Genomic DNA, 12,528 nt, shown 5'->3' with positions numbered 1-12,528 from the left:
TATCGCGTGCTCAAAATTACGGCCACGGAAACACAGATTGACACGGAAACATGTTTCACATTTTTCTCCGTGCTTTCCGTGCCTCCGTGGCAACGCATCCATCAAAATATCGTCATTTCGAGCTTAGCCGAGAAATCTGTAACCCAAGATGCACGAAAAGAAGTGCTGCGACAAAGTGTTGGGCCATGTAGGAAACAGATTTCTCCTAACGTCGAAATGACGGTGTTTATTTCCGTCTCTGCCATTGGCAGCGGTATATGAACATTCATCTTCTATCGCATAGGGATTCCTCGTGCCTCGGAATGACAGCAAGGGTTTTGACAACATCCTTATTAAAGTTCTCCCGAACTTTCAGGCAACCTATCATACTCACCTTTCCAGGCGTAGAAACCGAAAATCATCAGGCCAATGCTTATTGGTAAAAAGATAAAAAGAATAATCGCCCACTGCAAAATAGTATTCGTCCGCTCAATATCGGTGTGCGTTAACCCAACTTTTTCAATGGCCTGCAAAAACAAAAAAGTCATTGCTAGGGGCCCGAGGATCATCCAAATTAAACCTAAAAATTTCTTTAATGTATTCATGATCTTAATCGTTAATACGTTCGTCTTTTTTGTTTGATAAATAGATTGTGCCGATAATTAAGCTCAATGTTGCGATGCCAATGGGGTACCACAAGCCCGACAAAGGCGTTGAGCCCGCAAAGCTGGCAATTAAGGTTGCAATAAACGGCACTAAGCCGCCAAAAACGCCATTACCAATATGATACGGCAGCGACATGGATGTATACCTGATCTTCGTTGGAAACAATTCGACCAAGAAAGCCGCAATTGGCCCATAAACCATCGTTACCAGCAAAATTTGAAAGAAAATTAAACCTACAAACTTCCAAAATATTGGTTTCGGCAGCACTTTGTCCCTAATTATCTCTTTACCTGTTAAAAGGCCTCTGGTAGCTGAAAGGGTATCGGCTTGAACCTTATAAAACGAAGCGCCATTTTTTAATAAAACCTGCGTAGAAACAGTTCTCAAGCTGTCGTTGGCATTCGCTATTGGTACAGTGGTTACCGGGTCCGGTTTTGATGACAGGACATCACTTTGCTCAACCTTGCTAAAATCTGTATCATCTAAAAATATTTGGTAAATGGGGCGGTAAAATATCACGCCCAATAACATGCCGCTAAGCATAATCCATTTGCGTCCAACCTTATCGCTCCAAGCGCCAAAAATTACAAAAAAAGGAGTGGCGAAAGCAATTCCCCAAAGCAAAATGTAGCGTGAGTCGTTAAAATCGAGCTTGCAGGTATTCTCTAAAAAAGACTGCGCATAAAACTGGCCCGTGTACCAAATTACACCTTGCCCCATGGTTGCGCCAAATAAGGCCAACAATACCATCTTGAAATTTGCCTTATTGTTAAAGCTCTCTTTAAGTGGGTTTTTTGATACATTTCCCTCGGCCTTTAACTTAGAGAAGAGCGGCGATTCGTGCATCTTCATCCGAATGTAGATCGAAACCACGACTAATACAATCGATAGTAAAAAAGGAATACGCCAGCCCCAATCGCCAAAAGTTTCGGCACCCAACAGATTTTTTGTAATTACAATTACACCCAACGACAGGAATAACCCCAAAGTTGCGGTGGTTTGAATCCAACTCGTAAAAAAGCCGCGTTTATTTTCGGGTGCATGTTCGGCTACATAGGTTGCCGCGCCACCATATTCGCCGCCCAAGGCAAGCCCTTGTACCAACCTTAATATCAAAACCAAAATTGGAGCCGCATAACCGATGCTCTTATACGATGGAATTAAGCCGATTAAGAAAGTAGAGCCGCCCATTAAAACCAGTGTGAGCAGAAAAGTGTATTTGCGGCCAATGAGATCGCCCAAACGACCAAATACCAAAGCCCCAAATGGCCTTACGATAAATCCTGCAGCAAAAATAGCCAAGGTATTAATCAGTGCCGACGCACCGGCATCTTCGGGGAAAAGCTGATGGCCAATAATAACAGCCAGACTGCCAAAAATGTAAAAGTCGTACCATTCAATTAAGGTGCCGAGAGATGATGCACCGATTACTTTGAAAATATTATTCTTTGGTAGGGTTTCGCTCATAAGAGTTGAGAATATTTGGTTTTCTAAGATAATCATTTGTCGTACAAAACAATAAAACCCATAATTTTCGATTTAAATTGTTACAATAAAACATTTTGGCTTTCATTTTGTATTTTCATACTCAAAACAAACAATAATGCTTTTAATACAGAACATTCGGTTGAGCCGGATCTTAATTAATACCTGGCGGGTCGATCTTATTATGATCGCTTCGTGCACCATCGCTTATTTTACCCGAGAGTACCTCATTGCCCATCACTTTCAAGTTTCTGCCATTGTACCAACTGTTTTGGGCACAGCTATTGCCTTTTTTATCGGTTTCAATAACAACCAGGCTTACGACAGGTGGTGGGAAGCACGAAAAATATGGGGTGCGCTGGTTAACGATTCCCGATCGTTTGCCAGGGCGCTGATTAATTACGTTGACGGCGATAATACCACTTCGATTACGATGATACACCGCCACATTGCATTTTTATACTCACTAAAGGCCAGTTTGCGAGGAACAGTTGATGAAATTTATATCAAATACTTAACAGACGATGATTTAAAGGAAGTGGCCAAACATAAAAATATGCACAACGCCATTTTAAACATTCAAGCCAGAGATTTACAAAAGCTCTCGAAAGCAAACCAGGTTGATGGGTTTAGGTTTATTGAAATTAACGAAATGTTGGTCCGCTTTTCGGATTCGATGGGCATGAGCGAGCGGATTAAAAATACCATCTTCCCCACAACATATAGCTACTTAACCAAGGTTTTCATCTGGCTTTTTGTGGTTACATTTACATTGGCCATTAGCGACACGGCTGGTATAGCGGCTATTTTTTTAGGTTGGTTAATCGGGTTCGTTTTTGTATCGACTCAGATCAACGGCATGAGTTTGATCAACCCCTTCGAAACAAATTCGGCGGGCGTTCCCTTAAACTCCATTACCCGAACCATTGAAATTAACCTGCTGCAAATGCTCGAAGAAGAGAATATCCCCGAACCTGTTAAGCCAATTAACGAGGAATATATTCTTTAATACTTTGGCCGTTAGCATTAAAATTAGCGACCTAAACCTCTCCCTTTTAATGGCGGTGGTTTTTGCGCTGTCTGTACATCCCCCCCGAAAAGTCGGGACAGGTCCTCCTCGAGGAGAGGTAAAGCAAAGGCATTGCTTTTAACCCAAACGTTGATAGGGAGAGGTTATAAAAGCAAAATTTTATTTGGCACGAAAAGTTATGCCAAAGGCATCCCTTTGTGCCATAGGCATCCCTTTGGGAGGAAAAGTCGACTTTTGAAACAACCTCATTTGAAATGCTCAAGAAATTTTTCAATTTTATTCAGTCGTTTTCTGATATACTTCTTTCCTCAACAGCTCTTCAAAAATTGTGGATTTCGGTCTAAATGCCGGGTCGGAGAATGAGATATTTGCCATAGCATACAAGATCTTTCCGTTTTTGCCAACCAATACATTACATGGAAAACCATGATTGATGTTTAATTTTCTTATTTCATCACTCGTTAGGCTAACAACCTGATAGTTATAATCGTGACTTTTTTGAAAACGCCTTGCAGATTTAGGGCTGTCGTGCGTGATGCCAATAAACCGAATCTTTTGACTGGCAAATCTTTTTTGCAAAGCGCTGAGCTCCGGCATCTCGGCGATGCACGGCGGACAGTTCTCAAACCAGAAATTTATGACCACAATTTGTTCTTTCAGTTCAATGCTCGAAAAAGATTTGCCATTGGTAGTTAACCCGGTAAAATCTGGCAACGGTTTTCCGACTAAATCCTCGAAAAAGGTTTCCTGAGTAGCCCATTTTATCGGCGTTTGCTGTGCCTTAACCATGCCAAAGCAAAAAATCAATGCGAAGAAACAAGTTTTCATCAGCTACGAAGATAGACAAAGTACACAGCGGAAACGAATCTGCTTGCGGTGTTGCCAAAAAAAGCCTCGCCTAAATGGCGAGGCCGACGGTTTGTTTGGTTTAGTTATATTTTTATTTATTCATGGGATGAATACCTGGCATGTTGGCTATATTCATCCGATGAGTACATTGCTATCATATTCATCGGATGAATACATGTCGCGTTCAAAGGAATGCTAGTTTATTTAAAAGTTACTGCACCGTATTCTGTTTTTACGCTCACATTCCCCGTTCCACCGTTACCGATTTTGCCCGAGTATCTTTTATCTTGCTCGTCTTTGCTGACTAAGTTAGCGCTTACGTTTGAGCCGTATTTGAAGCCGGCGTACGAAGTAGAAACGTTGAAATTACCGTTATACCGATCGGCAAACCCCAAACTGACGCTTACATATTCGCCTGCGAAATTGAAATTTCTGCAAGCGGGCGTAATTTCATTTACGTTGAGTCTATTGTAATCCATGGTAATATTGGCATCGCCGTTGAGCGTACCTAAAGTAACGTTAGAATATTCTGCATTAACGGCAATCTTGCCAGCCGAAGCGATGTTGAAGTCGCCATAAGCTTGCCTGGCCACGGTATTTCCTCTAACCGTATTGATATTCACTTTGGCATATTCTGCGTTTAGCAGCAAATTACCGCCAATTGTACCCACGGTAAGGCCCTTTCCGTATTGCACCTTAATATCTGCCGATTTTCTGATGGTATTGATGTTTACGCCAACATATTCGGCATCTAGTTCGAGCGTGCCCACCGCACCAATTGTTACCGGGCCATTATATTCATGCTTTACCACCGCAGCATTTAAATCCTGAACATCGCACTTGCCATATTGAACATTGATGTAATTGTTGCTGTTGCTCAGGTTACCGGCAACCAAGTTGCCATATTGAACTTTTAGCGAGGTTGGGCCGGCGAAATTTCCGAGTTCAACATTCCCATACTGTTGTAAAATAGCAAGCGGATTACTGGCAGGCATGTATACCACATAATTGATTTTTACTTCTCGTCTCCAGGTGGTAACGCCATTTTTTACCGATCGGCCATACCGCCCGTTTCTATCCGCCATGTTGGTTTTTACAGCAACCAAATCACCAGTTTTGCTCGCATCAACGCTAACGGCATCAATTAACTTCTGGGCATCACTTTCAGAACTGCTATAGGCCCTGATGTCTACATCAACCCGAACCTCTCTCTTATCCCATGTTTTAATAAGGATAGATCCGTACTGGTTGTTTAAATTTATCTTGTCGCTGTTATCGACACTAAAACTTTTTGTGAATGATTTCGATCTTTCCGCATCAGCGCCCGATGGAACATCCTGATTTGTTACAGTACGGGTAACGGTGGTAGTTGATGTAGTTACATTATTATTTGAAGCGTAAGTGTTTGATGTGCTGACCTCAACGTATTCCTGGGCCTGGCTTTTTACGGCAATAAATGCCATTAAAGCAAAAAATATTTTAACTGTTTTCATGCTTGTTAGTTGTTAACATCTAATTAAAAAACCTGCCAACTGGTAGCTTCATTAAATGCACTGAGCGTATTTACTGGTGAATGCCAAACTGTTGAACTGCTAAATTGCTGGATTGTTAAACTGTTGAATTGCTTACTGATTATTTAAAAATCGCTACCTTGCTCTGCTTTCTCTCGAAAGACTCGCGACTCCCGACTAAATCTGATTCACTCTTTTATAATCGTCTACCTGATTAATAATCAACAATTGTTGTTTAAGTAATTGCAGCTGTATTTCGCGGTTTTTAACCATCGCCTTGACTACAAAAGTCTGATTTAACGACTTTGGCAGTTCTGATTTAAGTCTGTCGTACTCTTCGTCGAGCTTGGCCAAATCGGCGGTAAACTTTTTATACAGCTCGGGGTTTGCTTCGGCAAATATGGCCAAACTGTCTCTTTTTTCGGTAATCAGCCCTGCAAAATGTACCTCTTTCTTGGCGTAGGCTGCGTTTACATCAGCGATATCTAAGTGGTTTGCCTGTAATTTTCCGGCGTAAAGCCAGCCTAAAGCAAATACCACCACCACGGCTGCTGCAGCACTCATCCATAAATAAATCCTTACCGACTTTTTTTTATCATGTGCTACTAAGCTTTTTTTTGCGTCAAGTTCCAATTCAATTTTTGTCCAAAGCCCCGCAGGTGGTTCCATAATATCGAACGCCTTACGGTTTTCCTTTACAAAAGTTTCCAATCTATTATTCATCTCTCATCCCTTTCTGTTCTAAAATACTTTTCAGTTTTTTCTTCGCCCGCATATACTGTGTGCGACTTGTATTTTCACTTATCTTCAAAATATGTGCAATTTCCTCGTGGTCGTAGCCCTCTAAAAGATACAAGCTCAACACCACCCTATAACCATCGGGCAATGTTTTTATTGCTTTACGTATCTCTTCTGCCTGCAACTGCACCTCATAATCATCGGCCACCAACTCATCCGGCACTTCCGAAATCTCATCAGTACCCACAAAGTCGAATTTTCGCTTGCGCAGATAATTTATAGACTTGTTAATTACGATTTGTTTTAACCAGAGTCCGAAAGTAGTTTCCTGTCTAAAGTCGACAATTCGCGTAAAGGCATCTAAAAACGACTCTTGTAAAACATCTTCGGCCTCTTCTTCGTAATTTAAAATCCGTAGCGCCACATTATACATCGCCTTGGCGTACAGTTTGTACAATTCAAACTGCGCTGCCCTGCTACCATGCATGCACTCCCTTACTAAGTCAAGGTTCTTATCTACGTAAACGGCTTCCAAAATTTCGAATATTCTGCTAATAAGACATCAGGGATTTTAAAACGTTGCATCAAGGTAAAGAAAATTAAACTTATCGCGTAACCGAAGACTGAAGTTGGCAGTTTGCTTCTTTGAAATAATAGTGTTTTTGTGTAAATTTGACTATAACTCAATTAAAATGGGAACTGGCACAATACGAGAAAGGTTATACGATTATATTCGTTATGCTGACGAGAAGAAGGTAAGAGCAATATATGCCATGGTAGAGGACGAAATTAACGAACAGGCCAACCTTTGGGAGGATAAAGCTTTTTTAAAGGAGATTGATATGCGTCTTGAACAATATGAGAATCGCGAAATAACTGCTTCGACATTTGAGGAAGTTAAGCAGAAAGCTAAAACATCAAAAATTTGATCGACTACACTATCCTGTTTCATCCCGAAGCGGAAAAAGAATTTATCAGCGCCTATTTGTGGTATGAAAAACAATTAGAAGGTTTGGGCGAAAGATTCATCAATGCTGTCGAAAAACAAATTCAATATATTTCAAACAACCCCGAAAGCTATCAGCTGAAAAAGAGAGGCTGTCGGGAAAGCAAGACTGCAATTTTTCCATACCTGATTGTATTTAGGGTTTATAAACCTAAAAGAGAAATTCTTGTGGTTGCCATTTATCACACCGGCGTTAAGTCAAGCGTAAAAGTTCATGTCGATTGTCACCCTGAGCGGAGTCGAAGGGCAGTTAAAGTGGGCTTCGACTCCGCTCAGCCTGACAGAGCAGATAAAAAGGTATTGTGTTTTGGTTTTTTAAGCTATACGGACCTCATGCTTTAGATATTTTTTCAATAAACGCCAAGCGGCCCTATAAATACAAATGACCAAAAAATTTTTAACTCATACAGCTAAATTTATCCTTGTTGTTTTTGTATTGATAGCCTTTTATTTCTTGCTTGCATTCTGTTTATCGCACATTACGGTAAACAGCAATACCCCAAAGCAAAACGACGTAACCCTGTATGTCATGAGCAATGGGATCCATACCGATATTGTTGTTCCGACGAAAAACGGATTAAAAGATTGGAGTACTGAAATTAAGTTTTCGAATACAATCGGTGCAGATAGTTCCTATAATTTTTTGGCAATCGGCTGGGGCGATAAGCAATTTTATCTCGAAACCCCCGAATTTTCAGATTTAAAGTTAACCACAGCCTTAGGGGCAATTTCGGGCACCAATAGTTCAGCAATGCACACTACCTATTATCAAACTGTTACTGAAGATAAATACTGTAAAAAGTTGTTTGTAAGCGAGCAACAATATGCAAAACTGGTTGAATACATTTCAAAAAGCTTCGAAACAGATGCCTACGGCCACGTTATCAAAGTTAATTCGCCAGTCCATTATGATAAGGGCGACGCTTTTTACAACGCAGTTGGCAGCTACAGCATTTTCAAAACCTGCAACACCTGGACCAACAATGCGCTGAAAGCATGCGGCCAAAAAGCGTGCTTATGGACCATTTTCGACGGTCCGATTTTATCTAAATATGACTAGTGTTAACTCAAGCGTAAAACTTGATGCAGGTTGTCGTCCTGAGCATTTTGTTTGCGCTCAATACAAGCTTAGTCGAAAGGCCGCTAAAGTGGGCTTCGACTCCGCTCGGCCCGACAGGGCAGATGAAATGATATGGTTGGCCTTATATCAGCAGGCCTAAGCTTCGAAAGTCCAGTTTAAAAATGCTGGCATTGCACTTTCCCAGGTCGCCACATCATGCTTCCCACCAACCTTTTCGTAATAAAAAATGTTTTTGGGGCGTTTATAACCCTTCTTTAATAAGGCTTTCACCACATCTATTGTATCATCTATCGAATCGATGATCAGGTTGTTGTTCCGATCGGCCTGTTCATCTTCCGTTCCGGTCATCAGCCAAAATTTCATGTCGGGCTTGGTCGAGGTGGTTTCAATAAGCGTATGCAAAATGCGGTCGGCATCTGTATAACCATCCGTCAATGCTTTTTTACGCCACCAAAATGCGCCGGAGAAAACCCCAACTACATCAAAAACCGTCGGATTGTTCCAGGCGACATCAAAAGCAGACAATCCGCCTAAAGAAAACCCCGCAAAAGCAACCTTACCTGTAATCGGCAGTGCTAATTTTTTCTTTACAAAGGGTAAAAGCTCCTTAACTATGAAGTCGTTATACAGCTGCGCCTTCGCGCCTCTGCCCTTAAAATCGGGTGTGCCGGCCACCCCATATTCCATTAAACGCTCTTCTGACGCTTTAATGGCCACCACAATTAACCTGTGGTTCCTTTTGTTATGGTGCGTTTCTTCTAATATTTTCGAGAAATTCATCTTGGCCACATCCTGGCCATCGTTTAATAAAAGAAGCTCTATTTTTTCGTTTCCCAACAATCCTTCGGGTGCATAGATATCTATTTCAACCTCACGCTTTAAGTAAGCAGAGGGCACCTTTAAATTGTTAACGTTAATATTTACTGATAAAACTGTGTTGTACATAATCATAATCCCCTATCACTGGCAAAGCCTCAAATTCTCGGCAAAGGTACAAATCTTGGTAAACTATTAAATATTAGGGCACTTTTTTTACATTATGATCTTATTTTCAGATAAATCAATTCCATTTGTTGAATATAATTTCTATCTTAAAACATTAAATTTTAAATATGATTAAAGAAGAACATAAAAGATGGTACAGCCCTAATTTGAGTATGGATATCGATATGCTCATCTTCGGTCATGGCGGCATTCCTATTCTGCTGTTTCCAACAAGCATGGGAAGATATTATGAAACCAAAGATTTCAGGCTAATTGATTCAATAGAAGGCTTTATTAATGAGGGAAAGGTTAAGGTTTATTGTCCAGACGGCATTGACAAGTTGAGTTGGTACAATAAAAGCATTCATCCGTCCGATCGGGTCAAAAATCATATTTGGTACGATAGGTATCTTTTAGAAGAACTTGCACCATTGGCAAGGCACGAAACCGGTCACAGCAAAATTATAACCGCGGGGTGCAGCTTTGGTGGGTATCACGCCGCAAACTTTGCGTTTAGGCACCCCTGGTTGGTTAGTCATATGTTCAGCATGAGCGGCGCATTTGATATTACCGGCCAGCTCGACGGCTTTTATAATGATGATGTGTATTTTAATAACCCGATTGATAATTTAATGAACAACAGCAACCCCGAGTTGCATTACATGAAAATTGTTTTGGGAACTACAGATCGAGACATGTGCCGACCGGATAATGAACGACTTTCGGGAATTTTGAGCCAAAAAGGAATTGACCACTGGCTGGATATTCGACAAAATGCAGATCACGACTGGCCAATTTGGCGAGAAATGTTTCCGAATTACATAGCGCAGTTGTAAATTTCCAGTTTCCAGTTTCCAGTTTTCAGTTGGCAGTTTTCAGTTGACAATAGGCAATTTAAAAATTAAACAATTCAGTCAATTAAACAGTTAACCCAATAACAAAAAGCTAAACATCCAACAATAAAACATCCCGTAAAAACAGTTAACCCATTAAAAATTAAATTAAAACCAATGAAAAAAATAGGGATTTTATTTGGCCAGGAGCGTTCTTTTCCTGAGGCCGTAATCGAGCGGATTAATCAAAAAGCAGAGCAAGGCATTACCGCCGAAGCAGTTAAAATCGAGAAGATATTTCAAAACTCACCTTTGGGTTATTCGGTAATTATCGACCGTATTTCTCAAGATGTTCCGTTTTATCGTGCGTCGTTAAAAAATGCAGCCATTACCGGAACCGCCGTAATCAACAACCCGTTTTGGTGGAGCGCAGACGAAAAGTTCTTTAACAATGCCTTAGCAGAACAAATCGGAGTTCCGGTGCCGAAAACAGCATTAATTCCATCAAGGCAGCATCCAACCGGAACCACGAGCGAATCATTTTCTAACCTGGCCATGCCCTTAAACTGGGATGCCATATTCGATTATGTGGGCTTTCCGGCTTATATGAAGCCTTACGATGGAGGTGGATGGAGAGACGTTTACAAACTTCACGATAAAGAAGACTTTTTTCATAAACACAGCGGTACCGAGCAATTAGTGATGCTTTTACAAGAGGAAATCATTTTTGAGGATTATTTTAGATGCTACTGCATTGGCGGAAAACATGTTCGGATTATGCAATACGATCCGCGTAACCCGCACCATTTGCGCTACGCCGTTGAAGGAAAAACACCTGATGCCAAACTGCTGAAAACAGTTGAGGAATATACGCTTAAACTATGCCAGTTTTTAGGATACGACTTTAATACGGTAGAATTTGCGGTTCGCGATGGTGTGCCTATCGCAATCGATTTCTGTAATCCGGCTCCCGATGCCGACATCAAAAGTGTAGGTCAGGAAAACTTCGATTGGGTAGTAGAAACCACTGCAAATTATGCCATTGAACGGGCCAAAGCACAAAAAGATGGTCAAGATAACTTAACATGGGGCGAATACATAAAATCATCAGTCGCTGGCAAGCCCCTGGTTGCAAAAAAAGCTGCACCAAAAGCAGAAGCGAAGCCTGTAAAATTAAAAGAAGCTCCTAAACCAAAAACCGAAAAGAAGCCTGTTGCTAAAAAGAAACCGATAAAATAAAAGGGATTAATTTAATACAAAAAGGATGAACGAATTTACACTGGGCATAGAAGAGGAGTACATGGTAATTGATCCCGTTACCAGAGAGCTTACCTCTCATGATCAAAAAATTGTAGACGCCGCACAAAAAATACATAAAGACCAGGTGAAGGCCGAAATGCACCAGGCTGTTGTAGAAGTTGGAACAGGAATATGTAAAACCACTGGCGAGGCCCGTAAAGAGATTTCGCAACTGCGCTATACCGTTTCGCAACTAGCTGGAGAGCAGGGTCTTCGGATTGGAGCGGCGGGTACGCACCCATTTTCGCATTGGGAAAAACAGTTAATAACAGAGCATCCCCGTTATAACGAAATTGTGAACGAGTTGCAGGAAGCAGCCCGTTCAAACTTAATTTTTGGCCTCCACGTTCACGTTGGTTTTCAATCTCGCGAGTTAGCCATTCATATTGCAAACCAGGTAAGATATTTTCTGCCACACGTATTTGCACTATCAACCAATTCGCCATTTTGGGAATCGAGAAACACAGGCTATAAATCTTTCAGAACAAAAATCTTCGATAAATTTCCGCGTACCGGCATTCCTGATGTGTTCAACAGCATTGAAGATTACGACAATTATGTTAAGCTGCTGATTAAAACCAATTGCATGGATAATGCCAAAAAGATTTGGTGGGATATCCGCGTTCATCCGTTTTTCGATACCATTGAGTTCCGCATTTGCGATTGCCCAATGTTGATCGACGAAACAATGGCTTTTACGGCGTTATTTCAAGCTTTATGCGCTAAATTATATAAGCTTAGGTTGCAAAACATGAAATTTATCAGCTACTCAAGGGCATTGATCAATGAAAACAAGTGGCGGGCTGCACGCTACGGAATAGATGGAAACCTAATCGATTTTGGAAAGGAAATGGAGGTAAACTGCCGCAACTTGGTGTTGGAATTACTGGATTTTGTTGATGATGTGGTTGATGAATTGGGCTGCCGCGAGGACATTAATTACGTGCATAAAATTTTAGAACACGGCACCGGCGCCGATAGGCAGTTGGCAATTTATCAACAAACTGGTAACTTTGAATCGGTAGTAGATTACATTACTACTCAAACACTTATAGGTGCAAAGTAAA

15 protein-coding genes are annotated in these 12,528 nt (G+C 41.1%); 8 read left to right on the top strand and 7 right to left on the bottom strand.

Annotation, left to right across the window (positions count from 1 at the left end; translation table 11 throughout):
- Nucleotides 1–332 precede the first annotated feature (332 nt).
- Both IZT61_RS14145 and IZT61_RS14140 read right to left on the bottom strand, forming a co-directional pair.
- A complete protein-coding gene (locus IZT61_RS14145) occupies nucleotides 333–584 on the bottom strand; it encodes a DUF6814 family protein (protein ID WP_196097560.1) in 252 nt (83 codons plus the stop codon).
- Nucleotides 585–588: 4 nt separating this feature from the next.
- Nucleotides 589–2,112 (bottom strand): MFS transporter, encoded by a 1,524-nt coding sequence (locus IZT61_RS14140; protein ID WP_196097558.1) that lies wholly within the window; start codon nucleotides 2,110–2,112, stop codon nucleotides 589–591.
- A gap of 136 nt (nucleotides 2,113–2,248) precedes the next feature.
- On the opposite strand from IZT61_RS14140, the gene IZT61_RS14135 reads away from it, so the two are divergent.
- The gene (locus IZT61_RS14135) at nucleotides 2,249–3,139 is read left to right on the top strand and encodes a bestrophin family protein (RefSeq protein ID WP_196097557.1); all 891 of its coding nucleotides are present in this window, start codon (nucleotides 2,249–2,251) and stop codon (nucleotides 3,137–3,139) included.
- 297 nt (nucleotides 3,140–3,436) lie between these two features.
- Here the strand turns inward: IZT61_RS14135 and IZT61_RS14130 are convergent, their stop codons facing one another.
- Nucleotides 3,437–3,949, bottom strand: a complete 513-nt coding sequence (locus tag IZT61_RS14130) for a peroxiredoxin family protein (protein WP_230383712.1) — start codon at nucleotides 3,947–3,949, stop codon at nucleotides 3,437–3,439.
- Here IZT61_RS14130 and IZT61_RS22310 point away from each other — a divergent pair.
- On the top strand, nucleotides 3,948–4,208 hold the full coding sequence (locus tag IZT61_RS22310; RefSeq protein WP_230383711.1) for a hypothetical protein: 261 nt from the start codon (nucleotides 3,948–3,950) through the stop codon (nucleotides 4,206–4,208). The two genes, IZT61_RS14130 and IZT61_RS22310, sit on opposite strands and share 2 nt — an antisense overlap.
- A 1-nt stretch (nucleotide 4,209) precedes the next feature.
- On the opposite strand, the gene IZT61_RS14125 is transcribed toward IZT61_RS22310, so the two are convergent.
- The 3 genes from IZT61_RS14125 to IZT61_RS14115 form a co-directional block, all read right to left on the bottom strand.
- On the bottom strand, nucleotides 4,210–5,502 hold the full coding sequence (locus IZT61_RS14125) for a hypothetical protein (RefSeq protein WP_230383710.1): 1,293 nt from the start codon (nucleotides 5,500–5,502) through the stop codon (nucleotides 4,210–4,212).
- Between the two features lie 195 nt (nucleotides 5,503–5,697).
- A complete protein-coding gene (locus IZT61_RS14120) occupies nucleotides 5,698–6,243 on the bottom strand; it encodes a hypothetical protein (RefSeq protein WP_230383709.1) in 546 nt (181 codons plus the stop codon).
- The gene (locus IZT61_RS14115; protein WP_230383708.1) at nucleotides 6,236–6,793 is read right to left on the bottom strand and encodes an RNA polymerase sigma factor; all 558 of its coding nucleotides are present in this window, start codon (nucleotides 6,791–6,793) and stop codon (nucleotides 6,236–6,238) included. Before IZT61_RS14115 ends, IZT61_RS14120 begins: the two co-directional genes overlap by 8 nt.
- A gap of 157 nt (nucleotides 6,794–6,950) precedes the next feature.
- Between IZT61_RS14115 and IZT61_RS14110 the strand changes: the two genes are divergently transcribed.
- The 3 genes from IZT61_RS14110 to IZT61_RS14100 are packed head-to-tail and all read left to right on the top strand — an operon-like array spanning nucleotide 6,951 to nucleotide 8,324.
- Nucleotides 6,951–7,187, top strand: a complete 237-nt coding sequence (locus tag IZT61_RS14110; protein WP_196097553.1) for a hypothetical protein — start codon at nucleotides 6,951–6,953, stop codon at nucleotides 7,185–7,187.
- Nucleotides 7,184–7,606: a type II toxin-antitoxin system RelE/ParE family toxin gene (locus IZT61_RS14105; protein ID WP_196097551.1), complete on the top strand. Its 423-nt coding sequence runs from the start codon at nucleotides 7,184–7,186 to the stop codon at nucleotides 7,604–7,606. The genes IZT61_RS14110 and IZT61_RS14105 overlap by 4 nt, the downstream gene beginning before the upstream one ends.
- Nucleotides 7,607–7,646: 40 nt before the next feature.
- Complete coding sequence (locus IZT61_RS14100) at nucleotides 7,647–8,324, top strand: TIGR02117 family protein (protein ID WP_196097550.1); 678 nt, start codon at nucleotides 7,647–7,649, stop codon at nucleotides 8,322–8,324.
- Nucleotides 8,325–8,480: 156 nt separating this feature from the next.
- On the opposite strand, the gene IZT61_RS14095 is transcribed toward IZT61_RS14100, so the two are convergent.
- Nucleotides 8,481–9,290 (bottom strand): alpha/beta hydrolase, encoded by an 810-nt coding sequence (locus IZT61_RS14095; protein ID WP_230383707.1) that lies wholly within the window; start codon nucleotides 9,288–9,290, stop codon nucleotides 8,481–8,483.
- A gap of 167 nt (nucleotides 9,291–9,457) precedes the next feature.
- Here IZT61_RS14095 and IZT61_RS14090 point away from each other — a divergent pair, with 167 nt between their 5' ends.
- From IZT61_RS14090 to IZT61_RS14080, 3 genes are all read left to right on the top strand, one after another.
- A complete protein-coding gene (locus IZT61_RS14090) occupies nucleotides 9,458–10,165 on the top strand; it encodes an esterase family protein (RefSeq protein WP_196097548.1) in 708 nt (235 codons plus the stop codon).
- Nucleotides 10,166–10,339: 174 nt separating this feature from the next.
- Entirely contained in the window at nucleotides 10,340–11,401 is a 1,062-nt protein-coding gene (locus tag IZT61_RS14085) for an ATP-grasp domain-containing protein (RefSeq protein ID WP_196097546.1), read from the top strand.
- Between the two features lie 25 nt (nucleotides 11,402–11,426).
- The gene (locus IZT61_RS14080) at nucleotides 11,427–12,527 is read left to right on the top strand and encodes a carboxylate-amine ligase (RefSeq protein ID WP_196097544.1); all 1,101 of its coding nucleotides are present in this window, start codon (nucleotides 11,427–11,429) and stop codon (nucleotides 12,525–12,527) included.
- Nucleotide 12,528: the final 1 nt, after the last annotated feature.

The organism is Pedobacter endophyticus (assembly GCF_015679185.1).
In the GTDB taxonomy this organism is placed as follows: Bacteria; Bacteroidota; Bacteroidia; order Sphingobacteriales; family Sphingobacteriaceae; genus Pedobacter; species Pedobacter endophyticus.
The sequence above is the reverse complement of the archived record's forward strand: the minus strand, read 5'-3'. Positions and strand labels throughout refer to the sequence as shown.